Here is a 17211-nt window from a genome sequence, read left to right as displayed (position 1 = left end):
GAAGGCGCGATGCGCCTGCGCGGTTTCGGCGAATTTGTTCCACGGACACGCCGCCAGGCAATCGTCGCAGCCATAGATGCGGTTGCCGATCCCGCGCCGCAGCGCGACCGGAATCGGCCCATTATGCTCGATCGTCAGATACGAGATGCAGCGCCGCGCATCGAGCCGGTACGGCGCCGGAAAGGCCTGCGTCGGACAAACGTCCTGGCACGCCGAACAGCTGCCACAGGTATCGCGGCCGGGCTTCGACGGCGCGAGGTCGAGGGTCGTATAGATCGCGCCGAGGAACAGCCAGCTGCCATGATCGCGGCTGACAAGGTTGGTGTGCTTGCCCTGCCAGCCGAGCCCCGCCGCCGCCGACAGCGGCTTTTCCATCACCGGCGCGGTGTCGACGAACACCTTGACCTCGGCGTCCTTTACTTCGGCCACCAGCCAGCGCGCGACCGCCTTCAGCGCCTTTTTGACGACGTCATGGTAATCGCCGCCCTGCGCATAGACCGAAATCCGCCCACGACCCGGATGATCGGCGAGCGCCATCGGATCGAGCGCGGGGGCATAGCTCATGCCGAGCGCGATCACCGATCGGACCTCGGGCCACAGCCCTTTCGGCGATCCCCGCTGCGCGGCGCGGCTTTCCATCCAGATCATCTCGCCGTGGCGCCCCTCGGCCAGCCATTGGTCGAGCCGCGCCGCGGTCTGCGGCGCCGCATCGGCATGCGCGATCCCGAACGCCGCGAAACCATGCGCGCGCGCAACCGCCTCAAGGCGTTCTTCGAGAGAAGGCAAGGCTTCGGCAACCATTGGCGCTCTATACGCGAGCGGCCTCGCCGTGCCATAGCTTGGTGAGCCAAGATTGGGGACCCGGGTTTGAGCGATTTCAGCGTCGAGGCGAATGGCCTCACCAAATATTTCGGCAATTACAAGGCGGTCGATCATGTGTCCCTCGCGGTGCCGACGGGCAGCATCTATGGCGTGCTCGGTCCCAATGGCGCGGGCAAGACGACCAGCCTGCGCATGACGCTCGGCATCATCGACCCCGATGAGGGAACAAGCCGCCTGTTCGGCGGGCAGCGGCCGCAGTCGGTGCGCCACCGCATCGGTTATCTTCCCGAGGAACGCGGGCTGTATCCGGGGATGAAAGCACGCGAGGCGATCGCCTTCATGGGCGCGCTTCGCGGGCTCGACTGGTCCGAGGGGCGCCGCCGCGCGGCCGGGTTCATGACCGAACTCGGGCTCGAACGCGTCATCGACGAAAAGATCCGCAAGATGTCGAAGGGCATGGCGCAGATGATCCAGCTGATCGGCTCGATCGTCCACGCCCCCGACCTCATCGTCCTCGACGAGCCCTTCTCGGGACTCGATCCGGTCAATCAGGAGCGGCTCGAAACGCTCGTGCGGCGCGAGCGCGACCGCGGCGCGACGATTCTTTTTTCGACGCATGTCATGGCCCACGCCGAACGGCTCTGCGACCGGATCGCAATCATCGCGCGCTCGGCGCGCCGCTTCGAGGGAACAGTCGACGAGGCGCGCGCGCTACTGCCGATGCAGGTCCGCTATACGCCGCGCACCGCGGGCGATCCGCTCGCGGTCGCCGCGAATCTCCCGGCGGGCGCGGAACTGCGCCGCGACGCCTGGCACTTCGCGATTCAGGACGCCGACGTCGAACCTCTGCTCGCACGCATCACCGCGAGCGGCCTTGGCGTCACCGGCCTGTCGATCAGCCGCCCGGCGCTGCATGACGCCTTTGTCCATATCGTTCGGCAGGTCGATGCGGGGTTCGACGCCGACGCAACCGAAGATGCGGTAGAGGAGGCCAGCGCGTGACGCCGTTCATCCGCAGCATGTTCGTTGTTGCGCGGCGCGACTTTCTGGCGATCGTCGCGACCCCGACCTTCCTTCTTTTCCTGCTCGCGCCCCTGTTCATGGTCGCGATGGGCCTCGCCGGCGGTGTCGGCGCGTCGCAGCTTGCCGATAGCGCGCGCGGCGCCGGGCGCATCGTCGTCGTCGCCGACGCGGCGGACGTGGAGGCGCTTCGCGCCGCCGACCGCCGCCTTCGCGATGCCTTTACGCGCGGCGAAGCCCCGCCCCCGCTCGAATACCGGATCGCCGGACAAGACCCGCCCGACCCGCTCGCGATCACGCACGAAAAGGGCACCGACACCTATGCCGTGATGAGCGGTCCGCTCGAAAGTCCGCGCATCGTGGAGCGCAATGCAGAGGGTAGCTCGGGCCGCTACCTTGCCCTGCTCGCAAATCAGGTGCTGCGCGACCGGGCTGCCGGCGATGTCGCCCCGGTGAAGCCGCGCTTCGAAAGCATCCAGCGCGGCGGCACCAGCATCGCAGTGCAGCAGTCGCTCGGTTTTGGCGCGGTCTTCGTCATCTTTCTCCTGACCCTGCTGCTCGCGGGCCAGACGGTGAGTTCGCTCGCCGAGGAAAAGGGCAACAAGGTCATTGAAATCCTTGCCGCGGCCGTCCCGCTCGAAAGCGTCTTCCTCGGCAAGCTGCTCGGATTTCTTGGCGTTGCCATACTCTTCATCGCCTTCTGGCTCGCGATGGCGATGGGAGGCGGATTGATCGCCGCGATGCTGTCGGACCCGGCGACGCTCACCGTCGCGGGCGGGGCAAGCAAGGCTGCCGCGGCGCTGGCATCGACCCCCGCGACGGGCTGGCCCTTCTTCCTTGGCATCGGCTTCGTCTATTTCATCCTCTCCTTCCTGCTTCTCGGCGCCGTTTTCCTCGGCGTCGGCGCGCAGGCAGGGACGGTCCGCGAAATCCAGATGCTCAGCCTGCCGATCACCATTTTCCAGGTCGGCATGTTCAGCCTGTCGACCGCCGCCGCGACCGCACCCGACAGCGGCCTTGCGACCTTCGCACAGATATTCCCCTTCTCCTCACCACTCGCGATGGCGGCGCGCGCGGCGACCGACGATGCCAAGGCGGTCCATCTGCTCGCGCTCGGCTGGCAGGCGATCTGGGTCGCGATCGTCATCTTCCTGTCGGTGCGCCTGTTCCGCGTCGGCGTGCTCAGCGGTGGCGGCAACTGGAAATTCTGGCGCCGCGGTGCGACGGCTGCTGCGATAGCCACGGCGGCCGCCGCCGAGCGTCATTGACAAAGCTGTTAGCAGTGGCATTCTGCAACTGATTTCACCGACGGCGGCAAGCGTCGCGGCGAGTCCCTTGCAAAGAGAGGATGCCCGATGGCGACCGCAGCCGAGCCCCAGACTGTTTCTCATGCCCCCCATGCCTATGACATGAGCCCCGCCGCGATCTATTCGGAGGATCGCTGGCAGGAACCCTTCGCCGAACTCCGCAAATTGGGCGGCATCGTGAAGTGCGAGGACAGCGCGCACGGCCCCTATTGGAATATCGCGAGTCACCAGGCGATCCAGCATGTCGAGGCGCTGCCCGACATTTACAGCTCGTCGTGGGAATATGGCGGCATCACGATTCTCGAACGCGACGAGGATGAGGATTTCAAGCTGCCGATGTTCATCGCGATGGACCGGCCGCAGCACACCGACCAGCGCCGCACCGTCGCCCCTGCTTTCACCCCCGCCGAAATGACGCGCCTGTCCGAAGACATAAGGAACCGCACCGGCGAAGTGCTCGACGGCCTGCCGTGGGGCGAGACGTTCGACTGGGTCGACCGCGTGTCGATGGAACTGACGACGCAGATGCTCGCCATATTGTTCGATTTCCCGTGGGAAGACCGCCGCAAATTGAGCGAATGGTCCGACTGGATGGGCGACGTCGAACTCGCGCAGAAACCCGAACTGAAGGAACAGCGTCGCGCGGTGCTCGAGGAAGCCTTCGTCTATTTCCAGAAATTGTGGATGGAGAAAGCGAACCAGCCGCCGACCCCCGACCTGCTCTCGATGATGCTGCACAGCGAAGCGATGAGCCACATGGACAAATATGAGTTCATCGGCAACCTCGTGCTGCTGATCGTCGGCGGCAACGACACGACGCGCAACACCATGTCGGGGCTCGCTTATGGCCTCGACCAATATCCCGACCAGCGCGCGAAGCTCGAAGCCGACCCGGCGCTCATCCCCAACGCGGTCAGCGAGATCATCCGCTGGCAGACCCCGCTCGCGCACATGCGGCGCACCGCGCTCGAGGATAGCGAGTTGTTCGGGCACAAGATCGCCAAGGGCGACAAGCTGATCCTCTGGTACCTGTCGGCGAACCGCGACGAAAGCGTGTTCAGCGACGCCGACGATATCGACCTGACGCGCGAAAATGCGCGGCGTCACCTGTCGTTCGGTTACGGTGTCCATCGCTGCGTCGGCGCACGCCTCGCCGAACTGCAACTGCGCATTCTGCTCGAGGAAATGGCGGCGCGGCACATGCGCGTCACCGTGACGGGCGAACCCGAGCGCGTTCACGCCTGCTTCGTCCACGGTTTCCGGTCGATCCCGGTGCAGATCGAGAAATATTGACGCCCCCTTGTAACCCTGCGGCGAAGGCGCACGTATCGGGGATATGATCGAACGTCGTCATCTTCTCGGCGGACTCGCGCTCGGCGGTGCCATCATCGGCGCACCGATGCTCTTCGCCAAATCGTCGCGCCCGAAAGCGCAGCCCGGCTGGCAGCTTTCCGATGCCGAATGGAAAAAGCGCCTGTCGCCGCTGCAATATCGCGTGCTCCGCGAAGCGGCGACCGAGCGTCCCTTCACCAGCCCGCTCGACAAGGAAAAGCGCGCCGGAACCTTCGCCTGCGCCGGCTGCGCGCTGCCGCTCTATTCGAGCAGGGCCAAGTTCGACAGCGGCACTGGCTGGCCCAGCTTCTGGGCGCCGCTGAAGGGCGGCATCGGCACCTCGACCGACCATGAGCTCGGCTATGCGCGCACCGAAGTGCATTGCAAACGCTGCGGCGGGCATCTCGGCCACGTCTTCAACGACGGACCGAAACCGACGGGCAAGCGTTATTGCATGAACGGCGCGGCGCTGACCTTTCGCCCCACCTGACGCCCTCTACTCGGGCTTCACCCGCCACACCGACAGCCCGGCGCGCGACACGATCGGCACCGCTTCGAGCCACGCCGGCGGCGTCCCGGCGTAAAGCTGGGCCGCGAGCGCATCTTTTCGCGCGCGGCGATATTTGGTGAGGTCGTTGGCGGTGCGGCAAAATATGATCAGGGTCGCCGCCTGCTTGCGGACCAGCGTCTCGGCGTGCCCGGGATCGCCCGCAAAGACGCGGATCGAGTCCGCCATCGCCTCCTTGTTGCGGTGATGGGGCGTCGCGACCAGGCTGTGGCGCGTCCAGAAAATCACCGGTGCCCCCAGATCGATCGGGGTCAGGATCGTCGTCGTCGGCAGACGGTTCAGTTCGGCGATCGCCGAGGGGTCGAGGCAGTCCTCCCGGTAGGGATTTGCCGCGGCGACCTCTTCGATGGCCTTGTCCTCTTCGGCGTTCAGCGACGGGACCACCAGGCCGAGCACGGCCGCCACCGCCATGCTGCCGAGCAGCGGCAGCGTAAGCGCGGCGGCAGCCGACGCGAGGATGCGCAGCAAGGTCGACGGAATCGTCCGTGCCCGCGCCCAGGCGCGCAGGCCGAGCCACGCGCAGCCGGGCAAGGCGAAGACGTGCGCGGTCGAAACACTGCGCAGGACGAGCAGCGACAGCGCCGCCGCCCCGAGCAGCGCAACGATGATCGTCGCCCAATTCCTGCGGTCGACGGCCGCGGTGCTGTTCCGCCAGGCGAGCAAAGATCCGGTGAGACCGATCAGCGATGGCACGAGCACATGGATCGCATCATGCGGCCCCGACACCCACAAGGGCTGGCCCTCGAGGACGTTGCGATACCAATATTGCACGACGATCGGATCGAGCGCAGCAAAAGGGCCGTTCGCGCATTGCGGTTCGGTCCACACCAGCGCGCCCGCCGCCGACACGCCCGCCAGCCCGAGCAGCAGGAAACGGGTCCACGACTGGCCCGGATTGGCCCGGGCGGCTGCGAAAATTATCGCCGCTGCCGCGATGAACGCCGCCATATAGGGCGCCGAAAGCGAATCGCACCAGCTGCCGAGCAGCCCCACGGGACCGCGCGTCGCAAACTGGAGCAGCAACGCCCCGCCCGCGAGCGTGCCCATATAACCGCACAGCCGGGCGCGATCCTCGGCGCGTCCGTGCAGCGCCCAGCGCAGCGCGGCAAGGCCGGCGAACAATGCGACGATCGGCAATCCCTCGATCGACACCGCGAGCAGCGCCGCGGCGAACAATCCGCCGAGCAGGCCCGCCCGCCATGTTGCGGGGCGAAGCGCCTGCGCCATGATCAGCATCGCGAGGAAAATCTGCCAGCCGTGATGGTCGACCCGAAGCGGGCGGAACTGCACCAATATATAACCCGACATGATCAGGAAGAGCGGCACGGCATAGGCGATCCGCCGGTCGGACAAACCCCGATAACCGAGCACACAGGCGACGCTGAGCGCCGCGCCGAGCAGCGGCGGCCACAGGGTCATCACGATCCGTTCGGCCATCGCCTGCCCGAACAGCGGTTTCAGCAGCAAGATGCCCGCCGCGAGCGGCGCATCGACGATGCGCGACCAGTGCATCAGCACCCCGCCGCCGGCCGGATTGACGCGATATTGCGAGAGATCCCACCAGCTTTGGCCGGCGAGAAGGTCGCGCACCTGCGCCATCCGCATCGCGTCGTCGGTGTCCGCCAGATCGAGCGCGCCGATCGCCTGCCATTTCGCGATGATCGCGACGAGGCTCATCATACCCCAGATGATCAGCGCGATGCGGATCGGAGTGAACCACGGGCCCAGCATGATGCCACCGGATTCCGGTGCGCGAACCGATGGCTCTGCGCCCGCAGGAAGCGCGGACGCGTCACTCATGCCGCAACAGCCCGGAACACGATATGCCGGCGCAGCAAATAGGTGGTCTGGAAGCTGACGACGATCGCGGCGAGCTTTGCGAGTCGCGGATCGAGACCGAGCGCGCTGCCGCCGCCGACGATCGCGGTCGTGACCGCCAGCCCGACCAGCGCCGATCCGACAAAGAGCAGTTTCTGACGATGGCGTTCACCCGTGCCGCGCGCCGCGGCGCCGTCGGCAAAGACGAGCCGGCTCGACACCAGCCAGTGCACGAGAATCCCGGCGCAATAGCCGGTCGCCGACGCCATCACGGGCGACAGCCCGGCGTCGAGCAGCAGCAGGAAGAGCCCCGCATCGCTGCCCAGCGCGAGCCCGCTTGCGAGCAGATAGTTCAGCCAGCGAATCTCGCCGCGCCGCACCGACGCGATCAATCTGGTCACCGGTAGCATGGCGCCGATCCCCCCGACCAAGCGCTTACGCGGCCTTCGCCACGCGCGTGGGAACCTCGCGAACCGACGCGAGCGCGGCCTGCTCGCCCTCGGTGCCGCTCTCATGATATTCGGCATCTTCGTTGACGCCCCAGATATCATAGAGTTTTTCGCCGGCGACGATGTTGCGCACCGTCAGCATCGCGGTCATCATCGCATGATCCTGGTTGTTATAGCGATGCATGCCGTTGCGCCCGACCATGTGCAGCGTCGGATAGCGCGCCTCGAGCTCGCTGCGCATCATCTCGACATGCTTGGCATAATCGTCGTCATAGACCGGATAGGCTTTTTCCTGCCGCACCACCGCGCCGCCGACGACATCTTCCGGATCGCAAAGGCCCAGGATTTCCATTTCCTTCGTCGCCAGCGCGACCAGCTTTTCATCGCTCGCCGCCCAGAGCCCATCGCCCTCGAAACAGAAATATTCGAGCCCGACGCATGCGAGTTCGGGGTCGGGCACCATTTCGGGCGACCAGCTGCGGAAATTCTGTACCCGCCCGACCTGCACCTTGCTGTCGTGGATATAGATCCAGTTGTCGGGGAACAGATCCTCGGAGCGAATTTTGAGCGCGACGGTCAGGAAGTCGCGATATTTGAGGTTCGGTGCGGCGCTGAGCGCGCACGCCGGCAGCGGATGGATACGCGCCGCCAGTTCGCGCATCGGCGCCGAGCTGATGACATGCGCGGCATCGATCACGACATCGCCGTCGGGGCCGGTCGCGGTCATCCGCCAGCGGCCCGTCTTCTGATCCTGCGTCAGCTGTTTGAAGCTATGGCCCATCAGCACATGGTTGCCGCCCTGGGCGACCTTGTCGCGCGCCGCGTCCCACATCATGCCGGGGCCGAGCCGCGGATAACGAAAGGTTTCGAGCAGGGTCTTGGTCTCCATGCCGTCGTTCGGGCGCTTGTTGAGCCCGAGGCTGCGCTTCAGCCCGTCGATCACCGCGCCGCCGAGCGAAAGCCCCTTGATGCGCTGCGCCGCCCAGTCGGCCGACATCTCGTCGCACGGCATGCCCCACACCTTCTCGGTATAGGTCTTGAAAAAGATCGAATAGAGCTTCCGCCCGAACTGGTTGATCGTCCAGTCCTCGAAGCTGCGGACCTTCCTGTTCGGCAGCAGCTTTGCCTGCGCATAGCTCACCATGCACAGCGTCGAACGGACGATGCCAAGGTTCCACAGCGCCTCGAACGCGCGCAGCGGATAGCTATAGAATTTTCCCTCATAATAGATGCGGCTCATCCGCGGGCGCTCGATGAAATCGTCGGGCAAAATCTCGTTCCACAGGTCGACGACTTCGCGGCTCTTCGAAAAGAAGCGGTGGCCACCGATGTCGAAGCGAAAGCCCTCATGTTCGACCGTGCGGCTGATCCCGCCGACATAGAGGGGATCCTTTTCGATCACCGTCACGCTATACCCCTGCTGGGTCAGCTGATAGGCGGCGGTCAGTCCCGCGGGACCGGCACCAATGATGGCGACGTCGGCGCTCGTCGGACGGCTTTTCGAACCAAAGGCTTCGGACATTTTGATTGTTCCCCGCAGGCAAATTCTTGCTCGCTACCGCTGTGGCAAATCATGGATAAAAAGTGGTTAACACCGCCCCGCGATTCTGCCGGAAACGCGGCTTCGCGTCTTGGGAAGCGGCCCATCTTGCTGTAAAATCGCCTGAGCCAAGGAGGCGCACGGCATGGCAGGCGGTCTGGCAATCGTATTGAGCGGCGGCGGCGCGAAGGGCGCCTTTCAGGTCGGCGTCGTCCACGAACTCGTCGTCAATCGCAGCGTCCGCCTCGACATCGTCGCCGGCGTGTCGACCGGCGCGATCCAGGCGCTCGGCGTCGCGCAGGATGATGTGCCGGGACTGCTCGACGCCTGGCTCGGCATCCGCGGCAATAGTTCGATCTACAAGTCGCGCCCGCTCGGCGTCGTCGGCGGGCTGCTCGGCGAGGATGCGCTCTACGACACCGCGCCATTGAAGCGCCTGCTCAAGGGCTTCGCGAACGACACGAAACTGCGCGCGAGCGGGCGCAAGCTGCTCCTCGGCGTCGTCAATCTCGGCACCGGAACCTATCGCACGATCGACGAGAGCGTGCCCGGCATCCACAATTGGGTTTACGCGAGCTGCGCGATGCCGCTCTTTTTCGATCCCCTTAAAACGCGCGCGAGCGACGGCACCGAGGAACAATGGGTCGACGGCGGGGTGCGCGATGTGACCCCCTTGAGCTCAGCGCTTGAAATGAACCCGCGCGGGGTGATCGCGGTGCGCGCCTCGCCTGCGCCGCGCCCTGGTCCGGTGCGTATCTTCCCCGATCTCATCAAGATCGGGCTGCGTGCGGTCGATATATTGCAATCCGAAGTCTCGGCGAACGACCTCGCCGGCGCCGCGCTGATCAACGACCTGATAGCCGCGCGCGAAGGCCAGCTCCGCGCGCTCCAGAATGAAGGCATCGGCGGCGCGCAGGCTGCGCGCATCCTCCGCCCGCTCGACGTCCAGATCGCCCGCTACCGCTTCGCGCCGATCCGCATCATCGAACCCGAGGAAGAAGTCGCCGAAACGCTCGAATTCAGCCCCGCGAAAATCCGCGCGGCAATCGATGCCGGCCGCCGCGCGGTCGACCGCGAATGGGACGCGCTGGAACCGTTGCTGAGTTGAAGGCGGACATTTTCTATCATCGTCACCCCCGGGACTTGATCCGGGGTCCAAAGCTACCGTTGCGTCAATGGATCCCGGATCAAGTCCGGGAGAACGAAAGGAGCAGATGGCAGCTCCCACCCAAAGCCGCCTAGCGACTGCACTCCATCATTCCCTCACCCGGCGGCCCACGGGCACTGTTGCAACCGGGCGGCGCGTCGTCCCGTATCGCAACGTTACGGCGCAGCGGCTTCAGCGACAGCGTCCCCAGCCGCACGCGCGGCGTCGCCTTGCCCGGCACCGCGCTGACCGCAAAAGCACCATCGAGCCGCAGCGCCGTCGCCGACGCCTTGCCCAGCCGCACCGTGTAACGCCCGTAAGCGACACCCTCGAACAGGAAATAGCCGTCGAATTCGGTGATCGTCGTCGCGCGCACGCGGCCCTCGGCGTCGACCAGCTCGACCCCCAGCCCCTCGACCGGATTGCCACCGTCGCGCCGCAGGGTGCCCTCGATTTCGCCCGCGGCCGCCATCGGCAACAGCACGCGCGTCGCGACACCCGGCCGCGGCGTCACCACGACCCCCGGCAGCGCGGGCTGGACATAGGGATCGGGCAGGCTGCCGGCGTCGATGCCAATCATCAACGGCCGAAAGGGTTCGAGCCCGTCGATAGCGCCGCGCCCGGTCTTGTCGGTCACGGCGTCAACAAAGGCGTTGCCCGCGGTCAGCGGCACGTCGGGCAGCGCCGCTTCGCCCGGCTGGCGGACCCCGTCGCCATTCTCGTCCATCCACACCTCGGCGACGACCTGCCCGCGGCTCGCGAGCTTCTCGCTCGACACGCGCCAGCCGCCATTTGTCTTCGGCCCCAAGCTGAACGCGAGCGCGACCGACGCCGCGACCGAGCCGTCGCTTGCAACCTCGCCGAACCCAGTCAGCTGGAACTTGTTGAAACGGCGCGTATATCCCAGCCCTGCCCGCGCGCGATCGAGCCCGCGATCATAGCCGAGCTCGGCGCGCCATTCGGCGTCTCCCCCCCTTTGTCCTGCGCCCGCCCATTCGCCGATCAAGGTCATGCGCGAATCGGCGTTGGCGCCCGACAGCGCGAAACGCGCCTCACCGCGGACGCGAACGCGCCCGACGCGGGCGTTCGCGAGCAGGCTGGCGGTGAGGTTGTCGGGCGGATCGGGGCCGACGGGCACCTTGGTCCGGCTCCAGTCGAGCTGGCCGGTAAAGGTCAGCGCGCGAAAACTCGCCGACGCGCGCGCGCTCGCTTCGAGGCTATCGACCCCCGACCATCGTTCGACCTGCCGCACGTCGAAATGCAGCGGCAGCACCGTTCGCCCGAGCTTGACCGACTGGTCGACCGATACCGAGGTGATACCGTTGACATTATTGATCAAACGATCCGAAACGAACGCGCGCCACCCGCGTATCGCATCGGCGCGGACATAGGTTTCGCCGAACGCCGCAAGCCAGCTCGCACGCGCCGCGAAGCCGCCATTATCAGCATATGATCCCCCGACTTCGAGCAAGGTCGGCCCGATCGAGCGGCGCAGCGCCACCTCGCCATAATGATAGCGGGCATTTTCGATAAATAGGCTGTGGAAATAGGCCGCAGCCGAGGTGCGCGTGTCGAGCCCGCGCTCGATCCCCATCGTCCCGCGCCAGCCGCGCCGGAACGCCCCGCGCCGCCGGCTCCCGAATTCGATCAGGTCGGCGTTTTCCTGCGCGAAGCCCGCCCAATACCAGGTCTGCTGCGGCGGGATCGAATCCATCCCCACCTGCACCTGCCGAATTTCGCGCCGGACCTGCCCCTGCGGACCGTACAGTACGATCTCGAAGCGGTTCGCGCCATATTGCAACGGCACGTCGATGAACTCGTATCGCCCGTCGCCATTCGGACTCGTGAAAGCGAGCAATTGCCCATTGCGATACAGTTCGGCATCCCAGCCTGCGGGCAAATCGCCGCGGAAGGTCGTCTTGTCGAAAGCGTCGGGGCGCTCGATCGGGCGATTGGTCAGCACTGCGCCGCGCCCCGGCGCCGACGCCGCGACGATTCCCGTCGAGAGCAGGCCGACGTCGCCGACGCCATAATGCGTCGCCTTCAGCGGCCCGAGCAGCCGCCCCTGCGGATCGGTGCGATAGAGCCGCATCCGCAGGCTGTCGGGCACGCCCTCATTGTCCGACGACAGCCGCGCGTCGAAACTCTGGCCGACCACCTCGCCCGCCGCGAAAATCTCGTAGCGCCCCTGGACATAGGATCCGCCGCGCTTGTCCGATACGATTCCCGCCGAGGCGACGACATCGACCGAGGGCGTCGCCCATGCCTGATACGGCCGCGCCGCCTGCGGCAGGCTCGCAAGATCGAATTGCGCTTGCGGGCGAAGCGAAGCCGCGCGCGCGCGGCGTTCGGCGGCGAGATGGAACGGCAGCTTGTCCTTCGAATCGATCCGCAGCACCGCGTTCGACAGATCGGCGGTCAGCGGCACCCCGATCCAATCGTTCAAACTGTCGAGGTCGACGCACCAGCCCGCGGGTGTATCGCGGATCGTCGTCGCATTCAGGCGAAAACCCTGGCTTCCCGCACGTACTTCGCCCGCATCGCGGTCGACCGTCAGGCTCCGCCGCTCGTCGAACACCCAACCGGTTGCGCGGCGCAACTTCTTGTCGACGCGCACCGCCAGGTCGAGCGCGAGCACGACATCGCCAAGATCGACGCAGATCCCCTGCGGCGTCTGATACCCCCGCACCCCGTCGCCAAGCCGGTACTGCCCCGAGCGCACGTCGAACAGCCAGCTCTCGTCCTCGTTCGGCGCCCAGCTGTCGCTCGCAATCGAAACGGGCTTTGTCTCAACGGCTTCAGCGCCGGCAGGGAGCAACCCCACCAGCGCCAGCCCGGCCAATATCGCCGGTTTGCATCGCGAGAGCGCCGCGTGGATCATCGCCCCGCCCGCTTCGCTCCATGCTTATCCGATCATTTCACCACCCGCTCGGCCTCGTCGATCGTGCCGCCGCCGATTTCGCGATCCTCGGTGTAGCGGATACGCACCGGCCCTTTCAGCTTCGCCGCGAGCTCGCCTGGAACGCGCAGCGACACCTTGCGCGCGCCGACCTCGGGATAGACCGCGATGCCGCGCGCGACGAGCAGCGGTTCGGCGACCCCCGGCCGCGTCACCTCGATATCGCCATAGATCGAGCGATTGCCCGTGCGCGACAGGTCGAAATTGAACGCCGGCCCATCTTGCGTCTCACTCACCCATGCCTCGCCGATCGACGCTTCGGCGCCAAGGTCGCCCACGCGCACGATCACCGGGATCGTGATCCCGTAAATCGGCGTGAGCGCGATCGACACGCCCGCGCTTGCCGGCTTCGGCTCGGCGGTCGCCGGCGCCGCGTCGGGGACCGCGCGGAACAGCATATGCGCGCGATATTCGCCCGGCGGCGTTCCCTCGGGCAAACGCACCCCGACACGCACCACCTGCGGCTGGTTCGGCGGCAGCGTGACTCGGCGCGGGCTGAACGCGATCATCTCGAGCGCGCTCCGCTCGGCCGCCGTCACATTCTCCTCGGCAATCTCGTCGAGCCCGCCCTCGGCGGTCATCCTTTTGATCTCGAGGCTGATGCGATAGGTCGCGGGCTGGCTGCCGATATTGTTGAGCACCACCTCGGTCCCGCGCGATCCGTCGAGGATCACGCGCGTCGGCGCGACGAGCAGGTCGCCCGCCGCCAGCGCGGGCGATGCCGCGGTGCCGAGCGCAGCCGCGGTGAACAGGCCGAAGGCCTTCAAAAAGCGAAGCATTGGATACGATCCCCACAATCGTCCGGGATACGGCCCCACACCGTCCCGATGGTCGCATCCTGCCTGCGCCAACATGGTTGATATTTTGCTAACTATTGCGGCGTCCCGCACAAAAAAAGGGGCCGCCAGATCCATGCCCGACGACCCCATTTTAACGGCTGGCGGATCTCGGCCCGCCAGGCCCCCCAAACGCTTATTGGTAGTTTGCGGTGACGTTGAACGTCCCCGAATAGTCGCCCGAAGCCTGATTCGCCCCGACGCTCAGCGTGCCGCCGACCTGGAAGCTGCCGCCCGTCGGGCTGAGCGTGATGTTCGCCGACGAATAGGTCAGCGTCGACGACATCGTGCCGCCGAGCGAACCGTTGAGCGTGACGCTCGAATCACCGCCGACCAGCACCACGGCGCCGTTGGTGCCCTGGACATCATAGCTGCCCGCCGTCGTCGTTCCCGTGCACGTCAGGCCCGCGCCGCAGGTCGCGGCACCAGCCGTCGACACCGCGACGGTCGAGGCGGTCGCGCCGCTGATGATCGTCGCATATTGCAGGTCGCTCGTCTTGGTAAGCGTGATCTGGCGCAGGATCTTGGCCGTCGCCGTGCCCGTCGCCGACGCTGCATGCGCCGCCGAGGCGTTCATGGCGAGGGCAGCAATCGCGGCGCCCAGCAGGGCGCGCTTCATTCCATAGTTGCGCATATGATTTGGTCCCTTGATTTTCGAAATTGGAAGTCGAAATTCGAATGGATTTCCCACCCCATTCGCCGACCTCTTTAGGTGGCGACCTGTTCAGGCTTTGCCAGCAAGCTTGGTTAACAATGCAACAAGGATTGGCCCGCATTGCGCAGGATAACAACGCAAAATCAGGTGTTTAGTTAGAATCCAAAGCGGAGCGGGGGGACCGCGTTTTCTTCATTAGCGGCCCGGACTGGCACAAATTGAGCGGTATCCGGCAAGAATCGCACACGCACCAGCCCGGCGCAGATCAGATCGATTCGCCCGACAATCGCTGGCAGATCATATCGAGCTGGTCGAGCGATGCGAATTTCAGCGTCAGCGCCCCTTTCCCTTCGCCCGCATAATGAATCGCGACGCCGATTCCGAGCAGTTCGGAGAGATGCCGCTCGACGGCGACGATATCGGGATCGCGCCCGCCGTCGGCGCTCTTATATTCGAGCGGCACCTTGCGCGGCGCATCGCCGCCCTTGCCCGCACGCACCAGCGCCTCGACCGCGCGAACCGACAGCCCGTCCTTCGCGACGCGGCGCGCGATCGCCTCGGCGTCGGCGGCGCCGATCAGCGCGCGGGCATGGCCCATCGCGAGCGACCCGTCGCCGACCAGCGTCTGCACGCTCGCGGGCAGATCGAGCAGGCGCATCAGATTCGCGACATGGCTGCGCGACTTGCCGACCAGCTTCGCCAGCGCTTCCTGATTATGCCCGAAATCTTCGATCAGGCGGCGATAGGCGCTCGCCTCTTCGATCGCATTGAGATCCTGGCGCTGGATATTCTCAACCAGCGCGATCTCATAGGTCGCGGCATCGTCGAGTTCGCGCACGAGTGCGGGAATCTGGTGCAGCCCCGCACGCTGCGCCGCGCGCCATCGCCGTTCGCCCGCAACGAGCTGAAACCCTTCGCCATCGGGTGCGCGGCGGACGATGATCGGTTGCAGCAATCCGCGAAGGCCGATCGAATCGGCCAGCTCGGCAATCGCATTTTCGTCGAAATGGCGGCGCGGCTGGCCCGGTAGCGGACGAATCGCCCCGACCGGGACATGCTGCACCGAATCGCCCGTCACCGGCGTCGCCTTCGCGGCGCTGCCAGGGGTCGCGAGCACCGGTGCCTCGACCGCGACATCGCCGAACAGAGCATTGAGACCGCGGCCGAGCCCCGAAGGGCGTTTGCGTGCCGGCGTCGATTCCGATCCAGTTTCGTCTTTGTTATGAGCCATTTATGCCGCCTTACGGACGTTAGGAAGCCGGTCGATCAACTCGCGCGCGAGCGCGATATAGGCCGCCGATCCGGCGCAGCGATGATCGTAGATCAATGCCGGCAAGCCATGGCTCGGCGCTTCGGACAGGCGGACGTTGCGCGGGATCACCGTTTCGAACACGACCGGGCCGAGCACCTCGCGCACATCGTCGGACACCTGATCGGTCAGCCGGTTGCGCCGGTCGAACATGGTGAGCGCGACGCCGAGGATCGTCAATTTCTGGTTGAAGCGCTCGCGCACGCGCTCGACCGTGGTGAGTAGCTGGCTGAGCCCCTCGAGCGCGAAAAATTCGCATTGCAGCGGCACGATCAGCGATTCGGCGGCGATAAGCGCGTTGAGCGTCAGCATCCCGAGCGACGGCGGACAGTCGATCAGGCAGATATCCCACTGCCCCGCCTCGGCGTTCGACAGCGCCTGTTGCAGCCGGTGCAATCGGTCCTGAAATTCGATCAGCTCGATCTCGGCCCCCGACAGGTCAACCGTCGCGGTGACGATGTCGAGTCGCGGCACCGCGGTCGGAATCGCGCACTCGGCAAGCGTCGCGTCGCCGCGCAGCAGTTCATAACTCGAACATTCGCGTTGCGACTGCTTGATCCCGAGCCCGGTTGAGGCATTGCCCTGCGGATCGAGGTCGATAATCAGCGTGCGCCAGCCCGTTGCCGCGAGCGCGGTTGCCAGATTGATCGCCGTTGTCGTCTTGCCGACCCCGCCCTTCTGGTTCGCCACGGCAATGCGGATCATCGCTTTCCTCGCTGTTTTGCCGCGATTTTTCCGCGCCCTATCAATATCTGGCTTTCGGCGTTCGTGCGGCTCTGTTCCACGTGGAACATTCTCTGCCATGGCTGAGGCAGCAAAGCCAGTTCCTTAACCGCGTTTCGCCCCTTTGGCAGTAACCATAGCGTCGATTCGGTGGAAAAACGGGCGGATAAGTCGAGAAGCTTGTCGAGGGGGGCAAAAGCACGAGCGCTGATCGTCGCCGCGGGCCGCGTCTCGATCCGCTCGAGCGGACCCTCGACGACCTCGACATGCGCAAGACCGAGTTCCGCCGCGACGCTCCGCAAGAAATCGCAGCGCCGTTTGCGCGATTCGACGAGCAGCATCGGCCGCGCGCTCAGTATCGCAACAACTAGCCCCGGCAACCCCGCTCCGCTCCCCAGATCGATCCAGAGACCATCGCCGTCGCGCGTGTCGAGCGACAGAAGCTGCGCGCTGTCGGCAATATGCCGAACCCACATCGTCGGGATCGTCGAGGCCGCGATCAGATTCTGCTCTGCGCTTTCGGCGATGAGCATTTCGACAAAACGCTCGAGCTGTTTCCACTGGTCAAGCGTTGGCGCGAAGGCGTCTTCCATCCAGGCGCGCGCAGCCTCTTCATGATCCAACAGTTTCGATGCTTCCGACAAGCCGCCACCCTTCCTCGTCATTCCCGCGAAGGCGGGAATCCCGCTCTTTCCTTTGAAATTGTCGACGTCAACCAACCTTCAG

15 protein-coding genes are annotated in these 17211 nt (G+C 65.6%); 5 read left to right on the top strand and 10 right to left on the bottom strand.

What is annotated here, in order from left to right; genetic code table 11:
* A partial coding sequence (gene queG / locus VJ811_RS10580) for a tRNA epoxyqueuosine(34) reductase QueG (RefSeq protein WP_324072235.1) occupies window positions 1–801 on the bottom strand: 801 nt, incomplete at its 3' end.
* 66 nt (window positions 802–867) lie between these two features.
* On the opposite strand from queG, the gene VJ811_RS10575 reads away from it, so the two are divergent.
* From VJ811_RS10575 to msrB, 4 genes are all read left to right on the top strand, one after another.
* The gene (locus VJ811_RS10575; protein ID WP_324072234.1) at window positions 868–1824 is read left to right on the top strand and encodes an ABC transporter ATP-binding protein; all 957 of its coding nucleotides are present in this window, start codon (window positions 868–870) and stop codon (window positions 1822–1824) included.
* Entirely contained in the window at window positions 1821–3110 is a 1290-nt protein-coding gene (locus VJ811_RS10570) for an ABC transporter permease (protein WP_324072233.1), read from the top strand. Before VJ811_RS10575 ends, VJ811_RS10570 begins: the two co-directional genes overlap by 4 nt.
* A gap of 87 nt (window positions 3111–3197) precedes the next feature.
* Complete coding sequence (locus tag VJ811_RS10565) at window positions 3198–4442, top strand: cytochrome P450 (protein WP_324072232.1); 1245 nt, start codon at window positions 3198–3200, stop codon at window positions 4440–4442.
* Window positions 4443–4485: 43 nt separating this feature from the next.
* Entirely contained in the window at window positions 4486–4971 is a 486-nt protein-coding gene (msrB, locus tag VJ811_RS10560) for a peptide-methionine (R)-S-oxide reductase MsrB (protein WP_324072231.1), read from the top strand.
* Between the two features lie 6 nt (window positions 4972–4977).
* Here msrB and VJ811_RS10555 read toward each other — a convergent pair whose 3' ends face one another.
* From VJ811_RS10555 to VJ811_RS10545, 3 genes are read right to left on the bottom strand one after another with little or no spacing between them, the layout of a single operon-like run.
* Complete coding sequence (locus tag VJ811_RS10555; protein ID WP_324072230.1) at window positions 4978–6849, bottom strand: hypothetical protein; 1872 nt, start codon at window positions 6847–6849, stop codon at window positions 4978–4980.
* Window positions 6846–7277, bottom strand: a complete 432-nt coding sequence (locus tag VJ811_RS10550; RefSeq protein ID WP_324072229.1) for a GtrA family protein — start codon at window positions 7275–7277, stop codon at window positions 6846–6848. The genes VJ811_RS10555 and VJ811_RS10550 overlap by 4 nt, the downstream gene beginning before the upstream one ends.
* 25 nt (window positions 7278–7302) lie before the next feature.
* Window positions 7303–8838 carry an NAD(P)/FAD-dependent oxidoreductase gene (locus VJ811_RS10545; protein WP_324072228.1) on the bottom strand — a complete coding sequence of 512 codons (1536 nt, stop codon included), beginning with the start codon at window positions 8836–8838 and terminating at the stop codon, window positions 7303–7305.
* Between the two features lie 163 nt (window positions 8839–9001).
* On the opposite strand from VJ811_RS10545, the gene VJ811_RS10540 reads away from it, so the two are divergent.
* Window positions 9002–9964, top strand: coding sequence for a patatin-like phospholipase family protein (locus VJ811_RS10540; protein WP_324072227.1), 963 nt, complete (start codon window positions 9002–9004; stop codon window positions 9962–9964).
* A 130-nt stretch (window positions 9965–10094) separates the two neighbouring features.
* On the opposite strand, the gene VJ811_RS10535 is transcribed toward VJ811_RS10540, so the two are convergent.
* The 6 genes from VJ811_RS10535 to rsmG form a co-directional block, all read right to left on the bottom strand.
* The gene (locus VJ811_RS10535; RefSeq protein WP_324072226.1) at window positions 10095–12884 is read right to left on the bottom strand and encodes a carboxypeptidase regulatory-like domain-containing protein; all 2790 of its coding nucleotides are present in this window, start codon (window positions 12882–12884) and stop codon (window positions 10095–10097) included.
* 32 nt (window positions 12885–12916) lie between these two features.
* On the bottom strand, window positions 12917–13741 hold the full coding sequence (locus VJ811_RS10530) for a molecular chaperone (protein ID WP_324072225.1): 825 nt from the start codon (window positions 13739–13741) through the stop codon (window positions 12917–12919).
* A 193-nt stretch (window positions 13742–13934) separates the two neighbouring features.
* A complete protein-coding gene (locus VJ811_RS10525; protein WP_324072224.1) occupies window positions 13935–14432 on the bottom strand; it encodes a DUF4402 domain-containing protein in 498 nt (165 codons plus the stop codon).
* 286 nt (window positions 14433–14718) lie between these two features.
* Window positions 14719–15684 carry a ParB/RepB/Spo0J family partition protein gene (locus tag VJ811_RS10520; protein WP_324072223.1) on the bottom strand — a complete coding sequence of 322 codons (966 nt, stop codon included), beginning with the start codon at window positions 15682–15684 and terminating at the stop codon, window positions 14719–14721.
* Window positions 15685–16467 carry an AAA family ATPase gene (locus VJ811_RS10515; protein WP_324072222.1) on the bottom strand — a complete coding sequence of 261 codons (783 nt, stop codon included), beginning with the start codon at window positions 16465–16467 and terminating at the stop codon, window positions 15685–15687.
* Window positions 16464–17078 carry a 16S rRNA (guanine(527)-N(7))-methyltransferase RsmG gene (rsmG, locus tag VJ811_RS10510; RefSeq protein ID WP_324072236.1) on the bottom strand — a complete coding sequence of 205 codons (615 nt, stop codon included), beginning with the start codon at window positions 17076–17078 and terminating at the stop codon, window positions 16464–16466. The genes VJ811_RS10515 and rsmG overlap by 4 nt, the downstream gene beginning before the upstream one ends.
* Window positions 17079–17211 lie beyond the last annotated feature (133 nt).

Origin of the sequence: Sphingopyxis sp., assembly GCF_035250425.1 — a bacterium.
GTDB lineage: Bacteria > Pseudomonadota > Alphaproteobacteria > Sphingomonadales > Sphingomonadaceae > Sphingopyxis.
The sequence above is the reverse complement of the archived record's forward strand: the minus strand, read 5'-3'. Positions and strand labels throughout refer to the sequence as shown.